This is a genomic window from Acinetobacter sp. 129952 (assembly GCF_056642055.1).
On sequence record NZ_JBWVSU010000016.1, the window covers coordinates 1 to 24799 of the forward strand.

General features: G+C 42.6%; 26 protein-coding genes and 1 other RNA gene. 6 read left to right on the forward strand and 21 right to left on the reverse strand.

Going from position 1 to position 24799, the window contains the following annotated elements; genetic code table 11:
- Positions 1-124: 124 nt before the first annotated feature.
- From AC1IR0_RS13905 to AC1IR0_RS13925, 5 genes are all read right to left on the reverse strand, one after another.
- Positions 125-2047, reverse strand: a complete 1923-nt coding sequence (locus AC1IR0_RS13905) for a sensor histidine kinase (RefSeq protein ID WP_409653105.1) — start codon at positions 2045-2047, stop codon at positions 125-127.
- On the reverse strand, positions 2047-2730 hold the full coding sequence (locus AC1IR0_RS13910) for a response regulator (RefSeq protein ID WP_409653103.1): 684 nt from the start codon (positions 2728-2730) through the stop codon (positions 2047-2049). Before AC1IR0_RS13910 ends, AC1IR0_RS13905 begins: the two co-directional genes overlap by 1 nt.
- A 222-nt stretch (positions 2731-2952) precedes the next feature.
- Positions 2953-3735, reverse strand: coding sequence for a glutathione S-transferase N-terminal domain-containing protein (locus AC1IR0_RS13915; protein WP_409653101.1), 783 nt, complete (start codon positions 3733-3735; stop codon positions 2953-2955).
- A gap of 118 nt (positions 3736-3853) precedes the next feature.
- Positions 3854-4363 (reverse strand): ribonuclease E activity regulator RraA, encoded by a 510-nt coding sequence (rraA, locus tag AC1IR0_RS13920; protein ID WP_005251595.1) that lies wholly within the window; start codon positions 4361-4363, stop codon positions 3854-3856.
- 12 nt (positions 4364-4375) lie between these two features.
- Positions 4376-5041: an NAD(P)H-binding protein gene (locus tag AC1IR0_RS13925; protein WP_004279867.1), complete on the reverse strand. Its 666-nt coding sequence runs from the start codon at positions 5039-5041 to the stop codon at positions 4376-4378.
- A 214-nt stretch (positions 5042-5255) separates the two neighbouring features.
- Here AC1IR0_RS13925 and rpsT point away from each other — a divergent pair, with 214 nt between their 5' ends.
- Entirely contained in the window at positions 5256-5525 is a 270-nt protein-coding gene (gene rpsT / locus AC1IR0_RS13930) for a 30S ribosomal protein S20 (protein WP_004279868.1), read from the forward strand.
- A gap of 138 nt (positions 5526-5663) precedes the next feature.
- Here rpsT and AC1IR0_RS13935 read toward each other — a convergent pair whose 3' ends face one another.
- From AC1IR0_RS13935 to AC1IR0_RS13945, 3 genes are all read right to left on the reverse strand, one after another.
- Entirely contained in the window at positions 5664-5789 is a 126-nt protein-coding gene (locus tag AC1IR0_RS13935) for a hypothetical protein (RefSeq protein ID WP_004646731.1), read from the reverse strand.
- A 238-nt stretch (positions 5790-6027) separates the two neighbouring features.
- On the reverse strand, positions 6028-6768 hold the full coding sequence (locus AC1IR0_RS13940; protein ID WP_244783178.1) for a histidine phosphatase family protein: 741 nt from the start codon (positions 6766-6768) through the stop codon (positions 6028-6030).
- Between the two features lie 63 nt (positions 6769-6831).
- Positions 6832-7683, reverse strand: coding sequence for a 3'(2'),5'-bisphosphate nucleotidase CysQ family protein (locus tag AC1IR0_RS13945; RefSeq protein ID WP_312327309.1), 852 nt, complete (start codon positions 7681-7683; stop codon positions 6832-6834).
- A 13-nt stretch (positions 7684-7696) separates the two neighbouring features.
- On the opposite strand from AC1IR0_RS13945, the gene AC1IR0_RS13950 reads away from it, so the two are divergent.
- The 4 genes from AC1IR0_RS13950 (at position 7697) to AC1IR0_RS13965 (ending at position 10714) form a co-directional block, all read left to right on the forward strand.
- Positions 7697-8383, forward strand: a complete 687-nt coding sequence (locus AC1IR0_RS13950; protein ID WP_479741494.1) for an HAD hydrolase-like protein — start codon at positions 7697-7699, stop codon at positions 8381-8383.
- On the forward strand, positions 8376-8816 hold the full coding sequence (locus AC1IR0_RS13955; RefSeq protein ID WP_004646726.1) for an RNA-binding S4 domain-containing protein: 441 nt from the start codon (positions 8376-8378) through the stop codon (positions 8814-8816). Before AC1IR0_RS13950 ends, AC1IR0_RS13955 begins: the two co-directional genes overlap by 8 nt.
- Positions 8817-8961: 145 nt before the next feature.
- On the forward strand, positions 8962-10005 hold the full coding sequence (recA, locus tag AC1IR0_RS13960; RefSeq protein WP_409653018.1) for a recombinase RecA: 1044 nt from the start codon (positions 8962-8964) through the stop codon (positions 10003-10005).
- A gap of 91 nt (positions 10006-10096) precedes the next feature.
- Positions 10097-10714, forward strand: a complete 618-nt coding sequence (locus AC1IR0_RS13965) for a regulatory protein RecX (RefSeq protein ID WP_409653016.1) — start codon at positions 10097-10099, stop codon at positions 10712-10714.
- Positions 10715-10928: 214 nt separating this feature from the next.
- Here the strand turns inward: AC1IR0_RS13965 and ffs are convergent.
- An RNA gene (ffs, locus tag AC1IR0_RS13970) (signal recognition particle sRNA small type) lies at positions 10929-11025 on the reverse strand.
- Positions 11026-11319: 294 nt separating this feature from the next.
- On the opposite strand from ffs, the gene AC1IR0_RS13975 reads away from it, so the two are divergent.
- Positions 11320-12117, forward strand: coding sequence for a tol-pal system YbgF family protein (locus AC1IR0_RS13975; RefSeq protein ID WP_479741495.1), 798 nt, complete (start codon positions 11320-11322; stop codon positions 12115-12117).
- A 64-nt stretch (positions 12118-12181) separates the two neighbouring features.
- Here AC1IR0_RS13975 and lpxA read toward each other — a convergent pair whose 3' ends face one another.
- The 12 genes from lpxA to rimO form a co-directional block, all read right to left on the reverse strand.
- Positions 12182-12970, reverse strand: a complete 789-nt coding sequence (lpxA, locus tag AC1IR0_RS13980; RefSeq protein WP_004279876.1) for an acyl-ACP--UDP-N-acetylglucosamine O-acyltransferase — start codon at positions 12968-12970, stop codon at positions 12182-12184.
- Positions 12967-13452, reverse strand: coding sequence for a 3-hydroxyacyl-ACP dehydratase FabZ (gene fabZ / locus AC1IR0_RS13985; RefSeq protein ID WP_479741500.1), 486 nt, complete (start codon positions 13450-13452; stop codon positions 12967-12969). The genes lpxA and fabZ overlap by 4 nt, the downstream gene beginning before the upstream one ends.
- Before the next feature lie 5 nt (positions 13453-13457).
- Positions 13458-14528: a UDP-3-O-(3-hydroxymyristoyl)glucosamine N-acyltransferase gene (gene lpxD / locus AC1IR0_RS13990; RefSeq protein WP_479741496.1), complete on the reverse strand. Its 1071-nt coding sequence runs from the start codon at positions 14526-14528 to the stop codon at positions 13458-13460.
- Between the two features lie 3 nt (positions 14529-14531).
- Positions 14532-15029, reverse strand: a complete 498-nt coding sequence (locus tag AC1IR0_RS13995) for an OmpH/Skp family outer membrane protein (RefSeq protein WP_219309551.1) — start codon at positions 15027-15029, stop codon at positions 14532-14534.
- Positions 15030-15109: 80 nt separating this feature from the next.
- Positions 15110-17614, reverse strand: a complete 2505-nt coding sequence (bamA, locus tag AC1IR0_RS14000) for an outer membrane protein assembly factor BamA (protein WP_479741497.1) — start codon at positions 17612-17614, stop codon at positions 15110-15112.
- A 39-nt stretch (positions 17615-17653) separates the two neighbouring features.
- Positions 17654-19009 carry an RIP metalloprotease RseP gene (gene rseP, locus AC1IR0_RS14005; protein WP_479741498.1) on the reverse strand — a complete coding sequence of 452 codons (1356 nt, stop codon included), beginning with the start codon at positions 19007-19009 and terminating at the stop codon, positions 17654-17656.
- A gap of 3 nt (positions 19010-19012) precedes the next feature.
- Positions 19013-20209 (reverse strand): 1-deoxy-D-xylulose-5-phosphate reductoisomerase, encoded by a 1197-nt coding sequence (gene ispC, locus AC1IR0_RS14010; RefSeq protein WP_409653006.1) that lies wholly within the window; start codon positions 20207-20209, stop codon positions 19013-19015.
- Positions 20210-21034, reverse strand: a complete 825-nt coding sequence (locus tag AC1IR0_RS14015; RefSeq protein WP_004646715.1) for a phosphatidate cytidylyltransferase — start codon at positions 21032-21034, stop codon at positions 20210-20212.
- 3 nt (positions 21035-21037) lie between these two features.
- The gene (gene uppS, locus AC1IR0_RS14020; RefSeq protein WP_004646714.1) at positions 21038-21790 is read right to left on the reverse strand and encodes a polyprenyl diphosphate synthase; all 753 of its coding nucleotides are present in this window, start codon (positions 21788-21790) and stop codon (positions 21038-21040) included.
- Positions 21791-21797: 7 nt separating this feature from the next.
- Positions 21798-22352 (reverse strand): ribosome recycling factor, encoded by a 555-nt coding sequence (gene frr / locus AC1IR0_RS14025; RefSeq protein WP_004279885.1) that lies wholly within the window; start codon positions 22350-22352, stop codon positions 21798-21800.
- An 80-nt stretch (positions 22353-22432) separates the two neighbouring features.
- Entirely contained in the window at positions 22433-23161 is a 729-nt protein-coding gene (pyrH, locus tag AC1IR0_RS14030; protein ID WP_004279886.1) for a UMP kinase, read from the reverse strand.
- 46 nt (positions 23162-23207) lie between these two features.
- Positions 23208-24551, reverse strand: coding sequence for a 30S ribosomal protein S12 methylthiotransferase RimO (gene rimO, locus AC1IR0_RS14035; protein WP_409653003.1), 1344 nt, complete (start codon positions 24549-24551; stop codon positions 23208-23210).
- Positions 24552-24799 lie beyond the last annotated feature (248 nt).

Sequence of the window (24799 nt, forward strand, 5' to 3'; positions counted from 1 at the left end):
CATTTCCGAGCGATTGCAACCCGATTTGATAAGCTTGCACGAAATTACCAGTCTATGATTTACATTGCTTGCATATTTATTTGGTGTAAAGCCAAATGAGGACACGCCCTAGAATTCTAACTAATTAAGGCTGATACAGCTCTAATACAACACGAATCAGCGTATCTCCTTGTTCAGATTCAATCTGGAACAATCCTCCCATGCGCTCAACCCGCATTTTCATGCTGCGCATTCCAATACTCAGACCATTTTTTTGCACCATGTCAGCATCGAAACCGATGCCATTATCCTGAATGCTTAAAGTAAGCTGATGTGGCTGGGAATATTCCAGACTGACTTTTACCTGACTGGCCTGACTATGCTTAATGATATTGGTCAGACTTTCTTCGACTACTCGGATCAAGGTCAAACACTGTAATGCCGTCGGTTCACGCTGCCAGACTTTTGGAAATGACCATTCAACTACAATCCCCATTTCTTCCATCAGCTGGGTAAAACGATAACGTACCGGTGCGATCCAGAGTACCGGCGTTTGTGGGACTTTATTTTCAATAGATGAACCACTGTCAATGATTTGTCTGAGATCATCTCTGAGCAGTTTCAGCATGGAAAGAAACTGCTGTTTAGAAACTGTTTCGCTACTTTGATCTACCAGAATCATGGAACGGACAATAGACCCTCCCAACCCGTCATGCAGTTCATGTGACAGATTAATCCGCTCTTGCAGACGAACATTCGTCAGCTCCAATTGATGTTTATCGCTCAGGCTTTTATTCAGGTCAGCACTGACCTGCTGGACTTTACGTTCTAACTGGGTATTAAATTTTTCGATTTTCCTGACATTACGATTCAGGCGTGTGCCCATAATCAGCACGACAAACAAGGTAATAATTGGTGAGGTATAGGGAGATAAAGGTGAAAACTCATTGACCTTGGTTTGGTTCAACATGATCAGGTCGATGACTACACACAGCAAAATCCCCCAGAGACACAGCGTCAGGAAAAGATATTCTCCATTTCGGGTTTTGATGGCCTGATAGCTGACATACACAGTACAACTAATAAAGAGCAATACATAGATGATAAACACTCCGCCCAGTACCTGCTCCAGATAATCCAAGGAACTGATCATAACCAGTAAGCTGGACAGAACGCTGACCAGAATAAATCCTCGCTCCAACTGCTTAAATTTCTGTTTTACAAAGCGGATCAGATACAGACAGAAGCAATGGATATAGGCAACAAAAAAAAGCATGTTGGCTTTACTTGCCGAAATCGTGGAGCGAAATGGAAAATTTTCTGTAGTCAAAACATTGGAAATAAACAGAATCCACAACAGTGAACTGAGTGCCAGCCAGCCAAAAGTGGTTTCTGAACGCCGGAATAACCAGATAATGAAACAGATCAGCCCAATCGTGGCAGAGAAAATCATATTGATCTGGAATACGGTACGGCGATCCCAGATTTTTTCCAAATACTGCTGGCTATTCACCAACACATTATTAAACTGAATATTGCCCAGGCCCGCGCTTTGGAAACTGTAGCCATTTACATAAATCAGGATTTCATTACTGTCTTTACGCAAACCGCTAATCGGGAAAACCCAGTAACGCGGCATATTCCAGCTTTTCGACAAGGGCTCTTGCAAGTTCCGGTCAGACCAAAGCAAGTCACCATTCAGGAACACGGCACCTGCCGAATTAATATAATCAATAGAAAAGGCAACCGGTTCTGCAAGGCGGATGTTGTCTTGACATGACCAACGCCAGACAATCTTGTACCAGGCACCCCCATGATAATTCTTCCAGTTGTTCTGCCAGTTATCCGGCAAACGCACGCTTTGCCAGCCTGATGTCGGCATCTCGGTAGGACCCTGAGCTTGAACCTTCTGAATATAGTCGATCTTCACCTGACAAAGATCATTAATCTGAAAATGGCTTTGCGCCTGACTCATCCTACAGAACAGACAGAGCCAGCTACACAGGATTAAAATAGCAATCCATTTCAGTCGCTGCCGTTTGCTGCTTCTGGAACAGGCAGATGACATTACAGAATTCCCAGATGCCGTGCGGTACTGACCGCCTTAGTACGTTTACTGACCGAGAGTTTGCGGTAAATATGCTTAATATGACTTTCGACGGTATAGCGTGATACACAGAGCTGCTCGGCAATTTCACGATTACTCAGACCTTGCGCGACCAAGGACAGGATTTCCTGCTCCCGCTGTGTGAGCGTTTCCTGATCCGCAGCTGGCCTGTTCTGTTCTACTGTTCCTGAAATGGTGGGAATAGAAATTTGTTTTAAAATTTCACGGGCAACAAAGGGATCAATCGGTGCACCGCCACGCAAAATACTGCGAATAGCCAAGGCGACTTCAACATCATCCCGTTCTTTCAGCACATAACCGGTCGCACCGGCCTGAATTGCCCTAAACAGGCTATCTTGGGTACTCCAGGCAGACACCACCAGAATCAACGCTTGTGCGTCCTGTTCGCGGATTTTTTCAATAATTGAAATCCCACTTCCATCTGGCAACCCCAAATCTACTAAGGCCAGTGCAATCGGCTGTTGCTGAACTATGGAATATGCTTCTTTAACCGTGTTGGCAAATAGCAGAACGTCTTCGTTATAACCTAGATTGCTTAATATGATTTTTAAACGGCGCTGGATGACATATTCATCTTCAACGATTAATACTGGTACTGGCAAGACTGCCTCCGATGCTGTCATAAGCACGCCCCTTATATTTATTTTTATATATCCCCTTTAAGATTAAAATATAAACAAAATCACACTAAAAATCATGATTTATTTATTTTTTATTATCTGAAGTTTTAAGCAGCGAGAAGCGCTTACGCCCGTTTTCCATATCATAGACATAAAAAATGCCATCTGTTTAGCAGATGGCAGTTCAAGATAGAAAATCTTTTGAAGTTATACGAGCTGTCTACTTTAAGCAGTACCGTATTGCTGTTTTAAATATTTCACAATCTCAGCCGATTCAAACATTTTGGTATCTGTATTTGGATCGACCAGATAAGGCAGCTGAATATTATTTCCCATCATTTCAAACAAATGTTCACGCTTACCGCCTGGTAGTGGTTCATATTTTCCCGGTTTTAAACGCAATTTGGCCGGTCCATAATCTTGCCAGCGCTCTTTAGCGACATTATGAAAAACAAACGGCACTTCCAGTTCACTCAAAACGGCGCGTACAATTCGGGTATAAGGACTGGCCTCAAAGCCCCATAATTCTAATAACAGTTCAGGTGTTGGCCGATCCTTAATCTTGGGATTCACCATTCCGCCGCGTAAACCATTGAGGACGGTTCCCGCAATTGCAGCCACTGGAATTTTAGGATAGTGAGCATATTTCTTGGGAGTTTTGCCGGTTTTGCCATAATGCTTGAACAGATGATCGATAATATCCTGAGACTCATAGAGTCGATCACCGGTATTTTCATCAACTAAAAAAGGAAATTGCAGTTTTCCACCCAATTGCTGCACCTCAGGACGGAAATGAGTACCCCCTCGTGGACATGGATAAACTTCATAATCCAGATTGAGTAAGGTCAGCACTTCACGCACCCGACGACAAAATGGTGAACCCTCGTATTCATAGAGCTTCAAGGCTTTTTCAGGCTGATTTGGAAACGGTGTACCCACCATCCCACGTCCACCTTCAGCGATTGAAGAGGCCAAAGCTTGTACAACTTTAATTTGATGACCCAACATACTATTTTCCTGTTTTTTGTTTTATTAAACTGAAAGACAGAATGTAAGCATTCTGTCTTTTCGGGTATAGATCAGTTTTGTTGTTATTCTTTCATGCAGAAATGCAGATTCTGGCCGATTAAGCCACTAAGGCTATTTTGGACACCACAATACCATTATTGTCCGCATAGACATAATCGCCAGAGTTAAATGTGACCCCACCAAAACAGAGAGCGATATCGACCTCACCCACGCCTTTACGGTTACTCTTCTGTGGAATAGCCGCCAATGCATGCACTCCCAGATCAAGTTCAGCAATCGCATCCACATCACGGACACAACCGTAAATAATGACGCCATTCCAGTGATTTTTTACCGCTGATTCGGCAATCAGGTCACCCATCAAGGCACAGCGCATGGATGCACCGCCATCTACGACCAAGACCTTGCCTGTTCCATCTGTGGCCAACAACTCTTTCACCCGCGAGTTATCTTCAAAACATTTTACTGTCACAATCTGACCGCCAAAGGTTTTGCGCGCCCCATAACTCTTAAAAAATTTACCGTCCAGGCAAGGTGTCACCACCTGAAGCTCTAATTCTGGATGATCATCTAACAAGTCACAGGTAACAAATGCTGCTGTAGACACGGTGTTTTCCCCTCATTTCATTTTTTGTATGCGTAAATTATCATAAATTTCAAATTTTACCGTCTGAGTTAGCGCGGCCTCGACCATAGTATGAGCCACCTGCTCGGCTGTCACTGGCTTATACGCAAAACTATCCGGAATAAAACGCGATACTTTGTGGTAAACCTGCTGCGCGATATCTTCCAAAAAACGCTGCTCTGGACGTTCACCAATGAGCAATGAAGGTCGAATCAGGCTGATTCTGTCCAGAGTCAATGTTTGTACATATTCTTCCAGCTCACCTTTGACCCGATTATAGTAAAAATGAGATTGTGGATCGGCACCCATTGCACTCAGCAACAGGTAATGGGCTGAAGTTTGTTGTAATAGCTCTGCAAAGTGAGCATTTATGGTATAGTCAATACTATAAAATGCCTGTTTGGATCCGGCTTTTTTCATGGTGCTGCCCAGGCAGCTAAAACCATGGCTATGCTTGCTGACATCCTGATCATTTAACATCAGGAAATCTTCCAGTACCAGTTGTTGAACTTTATCCAAAGCATCCAGATCATTTTGATGTTTTCTGACCACTGCAGTAATCTGCTGGCAAGTCGGCTCATCTTGCAAACGTTTTATCAGTTGTTTTCCCACCAAGCCGGTGGCACCTATCACGATGGGATGAGTCAGTGATTTAGTCATTTTTTATACGATCTCCTAGGTGGAATACTAATCTAACGTTTTCTTTAGAATTTTTCTGCATCTAAAATGTTGTCAAAGCATGTCAAGACTTGACTTCGGTGCTTAGTTTAATCAAAATATGGCACTTGTTTACGGGCTGGTGATAATTCCTCTGATGTTGGTTTTCAGTTGAGTTTCAGCCCGCCCAGACCAATCTATTTCAAGGAGTGCACGAGTGGCAAACTCTGCTCAAGCTAAAAAACGTGCTCGTCAAAACGTTAAAGCACGCAAACACAACGCAAGCTTGCGTTCTATGGTTCGTACCTATCTTAAACGTACATTAGCTGCTATCAGCACTAATGACTATGCAGTTGCTACTGAAGCGTACAAATCGCTTGTTCCAGTAATCGACCGTATGGCTGACAAAGGCATCATCCATAAAAACAAAGCAGCTCGTCATAAGAGCCGCTTGAACGCGCAAGTTAAAGCTCTAGCTTCTAACTAATCGCAAATGAAAAAAGCCCTTTTTAGGGCTTTTTTTGTGCTCGAAATTTAAAGAAATCAGAAAAATAATCCGTTTAGACACCCCTCATCCAGCCAATTCGATGAGATAAAAAAACTAAGTCGCACCTCCCTTTTTAGATTATTGATCTTTATCCATAGAGGATGGCGAAGTGGTTTTATCCTGTTTCGTATTGTCAGTGTCCCGTTTTTGGCATGCGGTTAAACCCAGAATCGCGATCAGGCTAAAAATTGTGATAACTTTCATAATTTTCCTCAAAATGAATATTTCTATATTTATTAAGCATAGATAATTTTTATACTTACATTATTGAACTTTCACCCTATAAATGTAAAAGATGCAGTTTAGAATTTATTTTTATCTTTTTAGCCTGAACTTTATTGAATGATCAATATGAAACGCCCCACCATCTTTATAATTTCTAACTCCCCAATAAAAAACTCAATTGCTGTGAACAATTGAGTTTTGAATAGATCAATTTAATTTAAGAAAGTTGGGAACGTTTAAAATCAGCAATATCCAGTTCGTGTACCTGTCCGCGCCAGATCCATTTCAGTTTGGACTCCAAAAACACATCACCTTCAAACCAGACAAACAGACCTTCCATCATTTTTGGCCAGTCTTCCCGACTGACGTCCTGACGCCCAGACATCACTGCAATCATGGCTGCGAGAATAGTATCGTGGCTGACAGCCAAACTCAGCCCATATTTATTTTGCGGATGGGTGTTGTAAATCAGTTCCAGTACATCCACCACGCCATGAATCGGCTGTTTCATCCCCGGCAAGGCATTATTGACAAAACTGTTAATGAAACCGAGCGCACCCTGCTTGGCGAAATAAGGTCCAGCTTTTTGAATATCCAGTACAAAGCTACCAGGCTCCACCAGAAGTCCCTGTTCAATAATTTCAATACGATGGGTATTCTGCTCAGGGGTAACCGCATCTGCCCCTTCAATCATCAATGCAGCGGTATCAATACAACGCTGAATCGGACTCGAAATACAGTGATGAATCACACGATCAGTTTGATCAGCCAGATAAGCACCCCATTCCTGCGCCAGATCCCGCCCCTGATTGGTCAGTTGCAGATCATAGCCTGCCAAACCCTGCCCCGGAACATCTTCACGAATCGAATGCCGTGTAAATAAGGTGACAGGCGTCTGTACATCGGGCAATAAATCAATTGCACTCAACATACTCGGTGGAAGCAGTTTCAGGGACACGTTACAGCCAACTCTGGATTTGGTAATAGGTTAAGCACCACTATAACACGCTCAGAATTTTGCTCAATGCTCGGCCTGCATGTCAGAAACCGCCTGCAATGCAATAATTTTCATATCATTATTCTTATAAGCAATGAATCCGCCATTCAGCAAAGTATCCCGATGATTATAAATAAATGGGCGACCTTCTAAATCGACCAAGCCACCACCAATCCGTTCGAGCATACATTGACCAGCGCTGGTATCCCATTCCGAGGTCGGATGAAACCGTGGATAGATATCCACCTGATCTTCTAGCATCATGCAAAATTTATAAGCGCTGCCCGCTTTAAATTCGGTATAGTCCGTGAGCTTGGCCAGACTTTGCAAATACTCCAGATATTTCGGTTTCTGCTGGCTACTTTGGCTCAATCCCACAGCAATTGTTTTAGTGGTTTCAAGCATTTCATAAGCAAACCATGTCATCTTTTGGATATCATATTTATAAGGCAAGCCCTGCTCAGGACAGAAATAAATCAGTTGCTGCTCCGGAACCGCCAATATGGCAAAAGTGGTCAAACTGCCTCTGACCAGACTCAAATTAATAGTGAATTCGGGGCGCTGGTGCAAAAACTCTTTAGTGCCATCTAACGGATCCAGTAACCAGAATTCTGACCATGAGCGGCGTTCATGTTCCTGTCCTTCTTCAGACAATAAAGGCAAACTTGAAATCTCTGCCAAAGCTTGGGTCAGATAAGTATCGACCCGAAAATCTGCCTGAGTCACCGGAGAATTATCATTTTTTTTGATGACATCAAAAGCTGCACCAGAACAATAACGCTGATATTCTTCTCGCAAAATTTCACAGGCTTGTGTCAAAATGGGCACAAACTGCAAAATCATTGGATCTTGTGGTGCTGCTGTTGCTTTAAACATAGAAAACCTAAATATGTCAAAATGCTCTGAAAAACCTACCATAATTTTCGATATGGATGGTACTTTACTTGATCTTGCCTACGATGATTTCATCTGGAACGAGTTATTGCCTGTGCGTTATGCTGCCACACATGGCTGTAGCCTGGAACAAAGCCAGGCGACACTCTATGCATTCTATCAGGAACATAATCATACCTTAAACTGGTACTCTTCACGCTTCTGGACGGCTAAAGTCGAAGTCGATGTTCTGGCGATGCAAATTGAACATAAAGATAAAGTCGCTTTACGCACTCATTGTCTCAAATTGCTCGATTATCTTAAAAATAATGGCTATCCGATCTGGCTGGCCACCAATGCTGACTGTGCTGGCTTGGCCTTTAAACTGGATCACTTAAATTTAAGAGATTATTTCGATGTGATTGTCAGTTCAGAAACGATTGGGCATGCCAAAGAATTTATCGAATTCTGGCAAGGCCTGAATTCACTGCATCCATTTGACCCTGCACATGCTTATTTTATTGATGATACCGAAAAAGTTCTGAATGGTGCCGAAGCCTATGGCATTCAGAACCTGTTCAGCATCCAGCAACCCTCTTCAGCCAAAGTAGCACGCCAGACTTGTAATTACCCGATGCTGCACCAATTAACAGATTTAATCACTCATTTAAATCAGGCTGAGGTAGAAAAAAAATATGCGTAAATCGTCTTTACCCGAAGATGCGGTAGGCATGCGTATAGACAAATGGCTGTGGGCAGCACGGTTTTTTAAAACCCGCTCGATTGCCAAACATGCGATTGAAGGTGGCAAAGTCCATCACAATGGTGAACGTGTCAAGGTATCGCGCGAAGTCCGTGTTGGTATGGAACTGACGATTCAGCAAGGCATCGACAAAAAAACCGTGCTGGTTAAGGAACTTTCTGATGTTCGTGGCCCTGCACCCGTGGCACAAAAACTGTATGAAGAAACCGAAGTCAGTATTGCGCGCCGGGAATTGATTACGTCACAAAGAAAGTTGCATAATCTAGCTCGTCCCGACCATCGTCCAAGCAAGAAAGATCGTCGTGACATCAGTAGATTTAAAAATGAAAATAGTCAGAATTTCGATCAGTCATGGTCCTATAATGACGATTAAATTTAAGCGTCAGAATATGTCGTACATGCGCTGACTTTTATAGAACACTAGGGAAAATTCTGTCACTATACACCTGTGGAACAAAGCTCTAATTTAAGACATCCACTTGAGTACTAACTTAGTGACATCGTATTGAGGTTGTAAGATGGATGAGAATAAAAACAAGGCGCTCAACGCTGCCTTAAGCCAGATTGAAAAACAGTTTGGTAAAAATACAGTAATGCGTCTTGGTGACAATACCGTTCAGGCAGTTGAAGCCGTGTCTACAGGTTCTTTAACGCTGGATATCGCGCTCGGTATTGGTGGTTTACCAAAAGGTCGTATCGTCGAGATCTATGGTCCTGAATCTTCAGGTAAAACCACAATGACATTGCAAGCAATTGCAGAGTGTCAGAAAGCAGGCGGTACGTGTGCATTTATCGATGCGGAACACGCACTTGATCCTCAATATGCGCGCAAACTTGGCGTAGATATCGACAATCTGCTGGTATCGCAACCGGATCACGGTGAACAGGCACTTGAAATTGCAGACATGCTGGTACGTTCTGGCGCGATCGACATGATCGTTGTCGATTCTGTTGCTGCATTGACACCACGTGCCGAAATTGAAGGCGAAATGGGTGACTCGCATATGGGTCTGCAAGCCCGTTTGATGAGCCAGGCACTGCGTAAAATTACCGGTAATGCCAAACGCTCAAACTGTATGGTGATCTTCATTAACCAGATTCGTATGAAGATTGGTGTCATGTTTGGTAGCCCGGAAACCACGACTGGTGGTAATGCACTGAAATTCTATGCATCTGTACGTCTGGATATTCGTCGTATTGGACAAGTGAAGGAAGGTGACGAGATTGTTGGTTCTGAAACCAAAGTCAAAGTCGTGAAAAACAAAATGGCACCTCCGTTTAAAGAAGCTTTATTCCAGATTCTTTATGGCAAAGGTGTTAACCATCTAGGTGAATTGATCGACCTTGCTGTACAGCAAGAAATCGTGCAGAAAGCTGGTGCGTGGTATTCTTATCAAGGCGACAAAATTGGCCAAGGTAAGAACAACACCATCCGTTATCTGGAAGAGCATAAAGAAATGGCTCAGACGATTGAAAAACTGATTCGCGACCAGCTTCTGACTAAAGCAGTGGTTGCTGAAGAAGACGATAGCAAGGAAGAACCTGACTTTTTAGATGCATGATCTTATTAGATGCGTCATCTTTAAACGTCAAGACACAGCGCCCTCCGGGGCGTTTTGTTATTATATAGGGAATGTAAAATCCGAGAGAATCATGTCAGACGCGAAATTCAGCAAACTGCTCGATTATGAAACTTTAAAACAGCAATTTGGTGATGCTGAAGATCAAGCTCAACCTGCAAAAACAGCGCTGCAAGACACTCCTGAATTTGATCCCGAAGAGCGTTTGTTTTCCTCTATCCCAACTCAGGATGAGAAAAAACTGGGACTGACAGGCTCACGCTTACGTTCTTATGCCTTTGCTGTACTGACGCGCAAGGAATATTCCAAAGCCGAACTGATCGAGAAATTAGCCCTCTATGCAGAGCATCGTGATGAGGTTATTAACCTAGTGGAAGAGCTATCCCGTGAGAACTATCAAAGTGATCAGCGCGTAGCGGAAACCATGTTGTCGAGTCAAAAGCGTAAAGGCAAAGGCCCCAATCAAATTAAAATGAAACTCAAGAGCAAAAAGATTGATGCCGCGCTTATTTCGGAGGAACTTAAAGAAACTGACTGGGTACAACAGGCCTACGAGCTAAAAGTCAAAAAATATGGAATTGAAGTCACTAAAGACCCTAAGCTCAAAGCCAAACAGATCCGTTTTTTAATGTATCGTGGTTTTGAAATGGATGCGATTATCAAGGCGATTAACCGTAAAGCAGAAGACTAAGTCTTATATTCTTTGAAAGTCTTAATGCATGTATAAGCATATTGGATATTTAATTCAATATTAGCTGCAAAATAAAATAAAGCACGGCAAAAGATAATGATGATTTAATCATTAAAACAATAAGATAATGCTGTTTGACGATATTAGAAAGAAATGAGACTTGAGAATAAAACTATGAATTCGTATTGTTATTATAATAAGAATATGGTGGCAACCCTACCAGCAAAGCTCCGGCACATCATAGTTCTATTACCGTTGCTACCTTCCGGTCCTGGCGGGGTTCATAGAGTACAATTGCGAAGTAACCAGCAGGGCTACCATTACAAAAACAGAGTATAGAGATTTTTAATCAAGTTGCAAGCCTTGTTCCGCAAAATAATCCCTTAAGCTATCCGTTTGATTATTTTAAAAACAATATTGATATTTCTGCTGATTTTTAGGGGATCTTCACAATCAATCCATCAACACTCAGATTCACATGATCTTTGTAAAACCTTGTTGCATTTTCTAAAAATGCCGTTTTTAATGTGTGCAATGTATATGAATGATCTACTTTGAAAAGATGAGCAGCGGATCCGCATCTCACAAATAATTATGGAAATTTTATGATGTTTAAAAAGACCGTATTGTGTGTAGTGACAGCACTCTTTACCACACCTCTATTTGCCAATATTCCGATTGAATCGCGCGGCTTGAGCCAAGCTACAAATCAAACCACAGTAAATACCCCAGCGGCAATTGCGGCTGGTGCAACTCCAGCAGTTCAAACCAATACCAGCTGGCAAATCATGCAAAAGAACCAGCAGCTCGAGAATGACCTGCGGATTTTGCGCGGTAAAATGGAAGAACAGGAAAATGAGATTGAGCGGCTCAAAAATGAACTGACCAATCGCTATGCCGATCTCGATCAGCGTCTTGAACTGTTGCAGCAAAAAATTGAACCTGCTGAAGACAATCCAACGGAGGAAAACCCACAGGATACTGCACCCAGCCTAAGCGCAAATAAGGTCAATACAGCAAGCAGCGGACAGCAACCTGCTGAGCTGGAAAAAGCCGCTTATACCGTGGCTTTAGATGCTTATAAAAATGGCGGTGCAGCCAAAGCCATTGCCCCGATGCAAAACTTTATTAAAAACAATCCGAATAGCGTTTATATCAGCAATGCTTATTTCTGGTTAGCGGAATTCAATCTGGCGATTGACCCACCAAAATTTGCTGAAGCGAAACGTAATTATCTGATTGTCGTTGACCGTTACCCAAATTCCGCGAAAGCATCCACTGCCCTGTATCAGCTTTATAACATCAGCAAAGATGTCGAAAAGAATACTACGCTTGCATCGCAATACAAAACAAAGCTATTGAAGAATTATCCGAAAGCTGAGGAAATTAAATTTCTTAAGTAAAATAGAAGTTCCCAAAATAAAAAAGACACCTTAAATAAGGTGTCTTTTTTATTATCTTAAACTTTTAGCGCACAATACCACGCTTTGACTGTTCAAGAGAATCGATTAAACGCTGCACCTCAGCCACTTCCGGCAAAATTCCTGTACGGATCTGCTCGATTGCTTCCTGAGTTGTTAAACCTGATTTATAAATCAGTTTAAAGGCATCACGTAAACCGCTAATCACTGTCTTTGACCAGCCTTTACGACGCATACCTTCAATATTCATGGCAAATGCATGCGCAGGATTACCTGAAACCATCACATAAGCCGGTACATCTTTCAGAATCAGTGATGCACCACCAATCATGCTATAAGAATCAATCTTACAGAACTGATGAATGCCCGAGTTTCCGCCAATGACGACGTAGTCCCCGACATGGACATGTCCAGCCACACCGACGTTATTGGCAAAGATATTATAATCTCCAACCATACAGTCATGTGCAATATGCGTATTCACCATGAGCAGGTTATGACTACCGATCTTGGTCAGGCTCTGGTCCTGAACCGTACCACGATGCAGACTGCAATGCTCACGAATCTTGTTGTGATCGCCAATCTCAAGCCAGGTTTCTTCACCAGCATACTTAAGATCCTGACACACCTCGCCTACACTGGCGAACTGGAAAATTTCATTATATTCACCTATACGCGTATAGCCACCCACCACCACGTGTGAATGAAGTTTGCTACCCGCACCAATAGTGACATTTGGCCCGATAATACAATATGGGCCAATTTCTACATCGGCAGCAATGACTGCTGATGGGTCAATAATGGCAGTTGGATGAATAAGGGGATTATTGCTCATGCCTGCTCGACTTTTTGATGCGAAACCATAATTTCCGCGGTTGTTGCGACGACGCCATCTACAGTGGCAATACAATTATATTTGTAAATGCCCCGCTTTTGCATCACTAATTCAGATTTTAAAACCAATTGGTCACCTGCAACCACCTGTTTTTTAAATCTAACTTTTTCCGCACCGGCAAACAGGAACAAAGAACCCTCATTTGGCACTTCGTTATTCATCACAAAACCCAGAATTCCAGAGATTTGTGCCAGCGCTTCAACAATCAGTACACCCGGCATAATTGGATAATTCGGAAAATGGCCTTGTAAAAACTCTTCATTAATTGAGACGTTTTTATAACCAACAATGCCATTATCGGTAATTTCGACAACGCGATCAACCAATAAAAATGGATAGCGATGGGGCAAATATTCACGAATCTTTTGAATATTCATTGGCAATTCAGGCTTCGTGAATGTAGGCAAATTCGACTCTGTCATCATAATTATTTACGCAACTTAAATGTTGATTCAATGGACTCAATCTGAGATTGCATATGATCTAGTCGTTTGATCACCTGGGTCAATGGCACATCTGCTAATTGTCTGAGGCGAACCACGGTACGTTTCCATTTCTGATTTTCAAACAGACCAATCCCGGATGAATATTTTCCAGCTTCAGAAATATTATTTGTCACCATTGACATTCCGGTCAACGTCACATTATCAGCAATATTCAAGTGTCCAGAAATCGCAGAGGCACCACCAATGATACAGTTTTTGCCAATTGAAACACTTCCTGCAACGGCAGTTTTTGCAGCAATCGCGGTATGTGCACCAATTTTAACGTTATGTGCGATTTGCACAAGATTATCAATGATAACACCCTGTTGCAAAATCGTATCATCCAGTGCACCACGGTCTACGCTACAATTTGACCCAATACGCACATCATCCTCAATGCGTACAGAACCTAATTGCGCAATACGGTGCCATTTACCTTGATAAGGTGCAAAACCAAACCCTTCGCTGCCAATCACGCTATTAGCATGAATACGTACCCGATTACCAATTTTTGCTGCGCCGGTGAGGGTCACATGTGAGTCAATAAAACAGTCCTGACCGATCTCGACATCATCATCGATCTGCACATGCGCCTGAACAATCGTATTCGCACCCACGACACAATGCTCACCAATCACCACATAATGGCCAATATAAGCATCGTCCGCAATCACTGCCGACGGGTGAATTTGAGCAGTACTTTCAATGCCGCGCTGGCGATGTTTTTTCTCAAAGACATGCGTCAGAATCGCAAAAGCCAGATAGGGATTTGCCACAACAATAAAGTTTTGATGTGAAGTTATCTGTTGTTTTAGTTCAGCCGTGACAATTAAAGCACCTGCCTGACTTTGATTGGCCTGCTCTACATATTTATCGGCATTCACAAATGCCAGATCGTGTGAAGTTGCCTGTTCAAGACTGGCCAAAGCGCTCAAACGTAAATCTTCCTGACCTATGCACTCGCCCTGAACCAGGCGAGCGAGATCAGCTAACTGAAGTTGTTGATGATTCATTGATTATTTAATTGCATTAACCTTTTGAATCATTTTATCAGTTAAATCATATTTAGCATCATAAGCAAGTGCTGAATTTTTATTTAAAACCACATCCAAGTTGTTTTCTCTACGCAATTGTTCAGCAATTTGCTTTACACGTGCATCAAATACAATTCGGATCTGCTGAATCGAGCTTTGGACATTCGTCTGTACAGATTGTTGTAACTGATTTAATTCTTGCAACTTAGCCTGATATTGCGCAGACATTTTCTGTTTTTCAGTCTCACTGAGCTTAGTGTTGGATTGAGCTCGTTGCTGCAAAGCTTCCAGCTCTTTGCTGAGTTGTTCAATTTTAGTGGTTTGTGGCTGAATTTTTTGCTGAAATATCGTGTTTTGTTGTTTTAGATAGGTACTACCTTCAACCACACGCTCCAAGTCAATTACCCCCATACTTGCCGCTTGAGTTAAAGGTGCAACACTTGCCAAAGCCAGGCTCATTGCCATAATCATTTTTTTCATATTCTTACTCATTCAAAAAAATTTGCTCACAAAACCTGAAGGCTTTATGAGCAAAATTTAGTTTCTAGGTCAAAACGATTTTAGAAAGTACGTCCAATTTCGAACTGGATGTTTTTAGTATCATCACCGTCTTTTTTATTCAACGGATAAGCATAGCTAAGTGATAATGGCCCAATCATGGTGATCCAGGTGAAACCTGCACCCACGCTATAGCGCATATTATCTGCATCGAAACCGAAGTTATCTTTACAGTACTGCTTTCCATTTACTGAAGTGCCATTAACGAAAATATTTTCATTTGATACATCACACTGGGTATCAAACACTTGCGCACCTTCAGCAAAGATGACTGGACGAACCTGACGAGCCCAATCCCCTTTGAATGGTACCGGAAGTACTAGTTCGGTACCAAATTGAACCAGTGCATTACCACCCACCTCTTCAGGAGACGGATCAGTTTGGCTAATATCAGAGAAATATACACCCGGATATTTAGGTCCCAATGTACTGTTTTCATAACCACGAACTGAGCCAAAACCACCAGCATAGAAATTCTTGTAGAATGGCAGGTCATTACCATAACCCAACTTACCATAACCACGCAGAACAAAATCCTTGCCTAATGGGAAGAATGCCTGAGCATCATAAGTGACTTTTTGATACTCGACATCACTCCCTGGCAATGCAATTTCACCATTGATTCGATGTGACATACCATTTGTAGGGAACATTGGGCGGTTTAAAGTATTATATGACCAACCTAAGTTCAGGTTATAGGTAAAAAACTCACCTTTAAATTCTTGACCATAGGTGGTTGTATTAACTGGATTACCATTTTCATCAACACAATTACCTGTCAGTGTCTCAATTTGAGCCGGGCAATATTCACCGCTTCGTGTCTCTTTACCACCATTGCGTTCTAGATAATCCGCAACATAAGTAGAAACATAAGGCCCAGTCGTAACATCTGTCTGATCAATATTCAGACCAAGACTGACACTCTGGTTTTCATCAATTGGATAACCAAAGTTAATCCCACCACCAAAACTGTCCGTTACATAGTTGTTGACGTTATAGTCATCATCCAGCTTGGTTTTACGGTAATACATGTTATAGCCGCGACGCACACCATCAATGGTGAAGTACGGGTCCATCACGCTCAGGTTATAATAATCTTGCGTTTCAGAACGCGACAAATCGATTGAGACACTATTACCTGTACCCAGGAAGTTGGTCTGACTTAAACCTGCCTGGAAAGTTACACCACCGCTTTGCGAGAAACCAACTGCAAGAGTACTGGTCCCTGAATGCTGCTCTTCAACGGCAACATTCAAGTCCACCTGATCTGGTGCACCCGGAATACGTGCAGGTTTGATATCGACAGTTTTAAAGAAACCGGTACGCTCCAGACGGACCTTAGACAGGTCAATCTTTTCATTGCTTGCAAGTGCACCTTCCATTTGGCGCATTTCACGACGTAGTACTTCATCTGCAGTTTTCGTATTACCAGTGAAATTAATACGTCGCACCGTGACTTGCTGGCCTGGATTAATATAGTAATTTAGATCAACCAGTTCGGTTTCGTTGTTAATTTGAGGAACGATGTTGACTTCTGCATAGTAATAACCTGCATTACCATACTTACGCTGTAATAATTGCTTAACCGCGTTAACTTTTTCCTGCGAATAAGTTTCGCCTTCTTTGAAGATTTGTAAAGCCTGCAATTCCTCAGTCTTATAAAGTGCATCACCTAAATATTTGGTTTGACCAAATTTAAATTGCTCGCCTTCATCCACTGAAACTTCGATGAAAACATTCTTTTTATCTTCACTCAAGTTCAGGCTGGAATTGGTAATATTAAAATTGATATAACCGCGATTCAGATACATGGCACGCAAAGCTTCTAGGCTTGCTGCCATCTTTTCACGTGCATAACGGTCATTACGCGAAATAACCGAACTCCAGCCACTTTCTTTTACTGCAAAGGCCTGCTTGATATCAGATTCTTTAAATACGGTATTCCCGATAATATTGATATCAAAAACTTTGGCCGCTTTACCTTCAATAAAATCAATCAGCAATTCAACACGGTTATTTGGTCGAGGCGTCGTGGTGACCGTAATATCAGCATCATAACGACCTTGCTGCATGTATTGCTGTTCAAGTTCAGTTTCAATGGTTTGCAGCGCTGATTTTTTCAGAACTTCACCTTCAGCCAGACCCATTTTTTTCAGGCCTTCCTCAAGTGCTTCCTTAGGAATCAGCTTATTGCCTTTCAATTCGATTTTCGAAATAACCGGGCGTTCAACAACTTGAAAAACCAAAGTATTGCTTTGCTGCACGGCTTTAATGTCATCAAACAGGCCTGATGCATACATGCTACGAATTGCATTGGCAATGATTGGATCATTGACCCGATCACCACTGTTAATTGGCACTAGGCCATACACATTGTCAGGAGTTAAACGTACTAATCCATCAAATTTTATATCTTGTACAATGAATTCATCTGCTGCATATACTTGTTGTGCTACTGCCATTGCACTAACGAGTGCCAGAGGCATAAATAAATGTGTGTGCTGCATGCCAGTCTTTTCCGCTGTTAATTTATTCCATTTACGTTGTTATAAACGCATAAAATCATTAAATAATGCCAGAAGCATCATACTGCCGAGCAGTACCATACCAATTTTTAACCCAACCAATTGTATTTGTTCGGAAACAGGTTTACCACGAATTAATTCAACAAAATAGTAAAACAGATGTCCGCCATCAAGCATTGGAATAGGCAGTAGATTTAATATTCCTAAACTTACACTCATTAGCGCCATAAAGGAAATAAAAGTTTCCCAGCCCATTTCTGCACTTTGTCCTGCCACTTTGGCAATGGTAATTGGACCTGATAAATTATCCAGGCCAATCAGGCCACGTACCATTTTGACGATCGAGTTCAGAATCATCGAAGATAAATGTGCTGTTTTATCAAATGCCATCACCAGTGCTTCGCCTGGCGAGTAATGAATAGTCTGTTTATATTCTGCGGGAATGGTCTTTTTACCCGGATCGCTTTGTACGCCCAGCATACCGGTCACCTTGCCCATATTGTCACGTTTTCCTTGCGGCATGACTTCAAGCTGAACCACCTGATTTGCGCGTAGTACATCCATTTTGAGCAATTTTTCTGGAGATGCCTGCACCACCTGTACGACATCAAACCAGTCTTTCATCTGAACGCCGTCAATAGCCAGAATCTTGTCGCCTTCTTTCAAACCTTGACGGATGGCTGCACCATCTTCACTCAGCTTGCTGATCACAGCCGGAATTTCTGGTCGATAAGGCAAGAACCCCAGACTTTCAAGTGGCGATTGACTTTGATCTTTTAAATAATTTTGAATCGGCAACTGGAACAGTTTATTTTCACCAGCGCGATCTGCCTGAATAGAAACCACGCCAGTTTCACCCACACGATCCACCAAGGCATAACTGAGTTTTTCCCAGGTTTCCACCTGAGTACCATCCACAGCTACAATTTTGTCGCCCGGCTGCATTTGTACGGTTGCAGCAGGCGTATTTGGTAAAATTTTGCCCACACGGGTATTGAGCTGTTCTTGTGCCGGTAAAAATAACACCCAGAATAGAAGAACTGCAAAAATCAGGTTGATTAACGGTCCTGCCGCTACGATGGCGATTCTTTTCCACGGATGCTGACGATTAAAAGCTTTGGGTAAGTCTTCTTCAGCGACATTACCTTCACGTTCATCCAGCATCTTGACATAGCCACCCAAAGGCAAGGCAGACAATTGATACTGAATTCCGGATTTTTTCGAGGTCCATTTTAATAATGTTGGCCCAAATCCAATCGAATAAACCAATACTTTAACGCCCAGTTTACGCGCCACAATATAGTGACCGAACTCGTGAATCGCAATTAAGGGACCGAGTAACAGAATTGCAGCGGCAATCATAAACAAGGCATTCATATCTTAACTTCCTTTATTCACAACATATTGCTGTGATAAACCTCGTGCCATTTGATCTGCTTGCAAGATAGCTTCCAGATCATGTGCAGGTTGATTGTCCATCTGATTCAGGACGTGCTCAACTACCTGAGGAATTTGGGTAAATCTGATCTGTTGATTTAAAAATGCAGCAACTGCAATTTCATTGGCCGCATTTAAAATCGTAGGTGCAATTCCGCCACTCTGCATGGCCTGACGGGCCAGTTTTAATGCAGGGAAACGGAGCATATCCGGTTCTTGAAAATTAAGTTGTGAATGCATAAACAGATCCAGTGGCGCCACATGCGTACTAATACGCTCAGGCCATGCCAAAGCATGTGCAATAGGCGTGCCCATATCTGGATTACCCATTTGTGCCAAAGTCGAACCATCAACGTATTGAACCATGGAGTGAATAATACTCTGTGGATGCACAACAACTGTAACAAATTGTTCTTGAACTGCAAACAAATGGCAGGCTTCGATCAATTCTAAACCTTTATTCATCAAGGTAGCAGAATCGACTGAAATTTTTTGACCCATGGACCAGTTAGGATGCTTGCAAGCTTGGGCAGGTGTGACCTCTTCAAGTTGCTGCATGCTATGGTTCAGAAACGGCCCACCCGACGCGGTCAGCAGAATCTGGGATACACCCAGTTTGGGCTTGCCATGACGCTCTGCCTCAAAATAATGCTGTGGCAGACATTGGAAAATCGCGTTATGTTCAGAGTCAACGGGAAGCAGTAATGCCCCATGATCGCGCGCTGCCTGCATCATGATGTCACCCGACATCACCAAAGCTTCTTTATTGGCCAACAGTACGCGTTTACCCGCTTTCACAGCAGCCAATGTCGGCAATAATCCTGCAGCACCAACGATTGCTGCCATCACAATATCAACATCAGCGTGTTCAGCCACAGCAATTAAACCAGCTTCATCTTGCAGAATTTCAATATTAGCCAAATGATGTTGCTGGAGTCGTTTTGAGAGTTCATCTACTTTTTCAGCCGGCACCACCGCCACTTTAGGACGGTATTGCTGGCAAATTTCGACCAGCTCCTCGATACGACTTTGCGCGGTCACAGCAAAAACCGAGTATGCTTCAGGATGTCGCTGCAAGATTTTTAAAGTACTTTGACCAATGGAACCTGTAGCACCCAGTATACAAACTGCTTGTGACATTTATAAATCTACACCAATAAGTTTTAAAACAGCCATACCTGCTGCAAAGATTGGAGCTGCAGCAAGCAAAGAATCGATACGATCCAGTACTCCGCCATGTCCTGGCAAAATGCGACCTGAATCCTTAATACCGGCACGACGTTTGATCATGGATTCAAACAGGTCACCCAGTACCGAACTAAATACTGTAACGACAGATAAAATCAGGAATAAAATTAGTTCTGGCCAGGTCATATCCAGATAAAGCAAGGCGACTGCCGTTACAATCAGCATTGAGGTAACGATACCGCCATACAACCCTTCTACCGATTTGTTGGGACTAACATTCGGCGCCAACTTTTTCTTGCCGAATTTACGACCCACAAAATACGCACCGCTATCTGCGCCCCATACCAGTAAAAACAGGTACATCAGCCACCACGGTGAACTTTGCCAGACAGAGAAAATTGCAGTAACCGCAGCAGAGATCAGAACTACGCCGATTCCGTGCAGGCTGGCGTTGTACCAGCCATCATATTCAGGATAGGTTTTAACCCAGTAAATGCTGAGCAACCAAGTAATTATAGAAGCTACCCATAACAATAAGGCAACTTCGGCAAAATACAATGCCAAAGCTGAAAGTGCTGCAGTGAGCACTCCATATCCCCAAGCAACAGGTTTGATGACATATTTAAATTTTCGCGGCATGAGTTTAAACCACTCATAACCGGCCACCCCAGCAGCAAGAACCATCAATACAAACATTGGATAATGTGATTCAGTAGCAAACATACAGCTCAGTACAACTGCTACCAACACCAATGCGGTTATAATCCGCTCAAACATGTATTAATTCTCAAGTTTTTCCTGATGAATCTGTTCTGATGTTTTACCAAAACGACGTTCACGCCCACCAAATACGGCAAGTGCATCATCAAGTTCTTCAACGGTAAATTCTGGCCATAGCGTCTCAGTGAAATAAAGCTCTGCATAGGCTGCCTGCCATAACAGGAAATTCGACAGACGGAAATCTCCACCGGTACGAATCAGCAGATCAACTGCAGGTAAATCACCGAGGCTGACATATTGACCAAATACATCAGTATTAATTGCATCAAGATCTAATTTATTTGTTAAAACATCGCTAGCAATTCGCTGTGCAGCTTGTGCCATATCCCACATACCACCATAACTGATTGCAATAGTGAGTGTCATACTATTGAAATTAGCAGTCCTTTCTTCGGCATGCAACATAAGTCCCTGTAATTCTGGGGACAAACGGCTACGATCACCGATAAAACGTAAGGCAATATTGAATTTTTCCATGCGGGGCAATTGTTCATGAATGGTATCAACCAGCAATTTCATGAGCAATTCAACTTCAAACTGTGGACGATTCCAGTTTTCACTGGAAAAGGCAAATACAGTTAAAGCCTGGATATTTCTTTTTTTACAGTGTTCAACAATCGGATCCAGAACCGTTTTTCCTTCACGGTGTCCATCACCTTTCTGCATCTGATTTTTTTTGGCAAAACGATTGTTGCCATCCATGATGATGGCAACATGTTTCGGAAGACGGGGATTTTCTTCAGCAACGGTCATCGATGAATTAGACCTTCATCAATTCAGCTTCTTTCGCAGCCAAGCGCTTGTCAACTTCAGCAACAAATTTGTCAGTAATTTTCTGGATTTCGTCAGCAGCACGACGCTCTTCATCTTCAGAAATTTCTTTTTCTTTCAACAAAGCTTTGATATCGCCCAATACATCACGACGGATGTTACGGATCGCTACTTTGGCATTTTCTGCTTCATTACGCGCAACTTTTTGCATGTCACGACGCGTTTCTTCAGTCAACGCAGCCATCGGTACACGAATCGCATCTGCTGTAATTGGGTTCAGACCCAAGTCAGATTCACGAATCGCTTTATCAATTGCAGAAACCATTGAACGTTCGAAAGGCTGGATTAACAAAGTACGTGAATCTTCAACACCTACGTTTGCCACCTGGTTCAATGGAACGTCTGAACCATAGTAAGAAACCATCACGTTATTTAAAATTGATGGATGCGCACGACCGGTACGAACTTTTGCAAAACCATGCTCTAGAGATTCTAGAGTTTTGTTCATACGGTCTTCGCTGTCTTTTTTAAGATCGTTAATCATATGATCTTCCTTACTTAATTCTTGAAAAGAGGTTATTACTAAATTAGCGTGTAGTATAAAGTGCTTTGGTGCTCACGTCATTAATTGGTAACGTGAGTCCCTTCTTTTTCACCCATCACAACGGAAAGCAATGCGCCAGATTTATTCATATCGAATACTTGTAGCGGCACATTGTGATCACGACATAAACAGATTGCAGTTAAGTCCATCACACCCAGCTTTTCGTCCAGAACTTGGTCAAAAGTCAATGTGTCATATTTAACCGCATCATCATATTTGCTTGGATCTTTATTATATACGCCATCAACTTTGGTCGCTTTCAAGATCAAGTCTGATTCGATTTCAATACCACGTAAACAGGCAGCTGTATCTGTCGTAAAGAACGGATTACCTGTACCTGCCACGAATACACACACTTCACCCTGAGTCAGGTGACGGATTGCATCACGGCTTGAGTAAGACTCAACCACGGCACCAATTGGCAATGCAGACATTAAACGGGTTTTAATATTACGGCGCACCAAAGCGTCGCGAAGTGCCAAACCGTTCATGACTGTTGCTAGCATACCCATCTGGTCGCCAGTTACACGACCAACTAGACCATCTTTTTGTAGCTGGCTACCGCGATACAGGTTACCACCACCCACAACAATACCTACTTGTACGCCTAAACCCACGAGGTGCGCAATAGAAAGTGACATCTGATCGAGCACTTGTGCATCGATCCCCATGTCTTTATTGCCTGCCAGCGCTTCACCAGAAAGCTTTAACAGGATGCGACCAAAGCGTGGCTTTTTAGAATCCAACATCATCAAACTCCAAAGTATTCAATTTAATTTTTTTTAATTCAAAATCTTAAGCAGACTTGATTGAAATGAGTTTTGCGTACAGATCGTATTCATCTGCATCGGTAATCTCGACTTCAAGTAAATCCCCTGCCTTAATGACGCTTTTATCGATATCTTCAACAAAAACATTGCCATCAATTTCAGGTGCATCTGCATAAGAACGCGCAACCGCTACCGGGAATTCGTCTTCCAGGTCATCTACCAGCACAGTCATGGTCTGACCGATACGTTTTTGGAGTTTGGCTGCCGAGATTTCTTGCTGAACCTGCATGAAACGCTCATAACGCTCTTGTTTAATTTCTTCAGGAACGTGATCTGGCAAATCATTTGCTGTCGCACCTTCAACTGGCGAATAGGTGAAACATCCCACACGATCCAGCTGGGCTTCTTTCAACCAGTCCAGCAACATCTGGAAGTCTTCTTCGGTTTCACCCGGGAAGCCCACCACAAATGTTGAACGGAGTACCAGATCAGGACATTTCTCGCGCCAGATTTTCAAACGCTCCAGTGTGTTTTCACTGTGCGCAGGTCGTTTCATCAGTTTGAGAATTTTTGGACTTGCATGCTGGAATGGAATATCCAGGTAAGGCAGGATTTTGCCTTGTGCCATCAGGTCAATTACTGCATCTACATGCGGATACGGGTAAACATAGTGCAAACGCACCCAGATTCCCAACTGACCTAATGCTTCACACATGTCATAGAATTTGGTTTTAACCGGCTGGCCATTCCAGAAATCCAGCTTGTATTTCGTGTCCAGGCCATAAGCAGAAGTATCCTGGGAGATGACGAGTACTTCTTTTACACCGGCACGTTTCAGCGCTGCAGCTTCATTAAGCACAGAACCGACTGGACGTGAAACCAGATCGCCACGCATGCTTGGAATAATACAGAAAGTACAACGATGGTTGCAGCCTTCGGATATTTTCAGATAAGCATAGTGTTTTGGCGTCAGGCGGATGCCTTGTTCTGGAACCAGATCAATAAATGGATTGTGTTTTGGCGGCTCAGGCACGTATTGATGAACCGCATCCATAACTTCTTTATATGCCGCTGCACCTGTCACTTTCAGGACATTGGGATGCATTTGACGAATCTTGTCTTCGTCTTTACCTAGACAACCTGTTACGATCACGCGACCATTCGCGCTCATCGCCTCACCAATCGCATCTAGCGATTCTTGCACTGCGGATTCAATGAAACCACAGGTATTTACTACAACTAAATCAGCACCGTCATAATCCGAAGCGACGTCATAACCTTCAGTCTTTAACTGGGTTAAAATACGTTCAGAATCTACCAATGCCTTAGGACAACCTAAAGATACAAAACCGACTTTGGGGGACTTCATGAATTTTCGCTCTACTAGAATGCGCGTATTGTATGTCTTTTCGCATCATAAAAATAGTTGAAAACCTGACTCTTTGCATCATGCACTAAAATATTGCCATAAAATATTCAACATACCCACTCATGCACCAAAATGAATCATTTTAGATTTACAGCCTCAATTTAATCCGCTATATCTAAGATGAATTGTGTTGCTCTGTCACATTTCTGCATTTCATCGCAATAAATAATCTCTCGTCATAAAAGTTG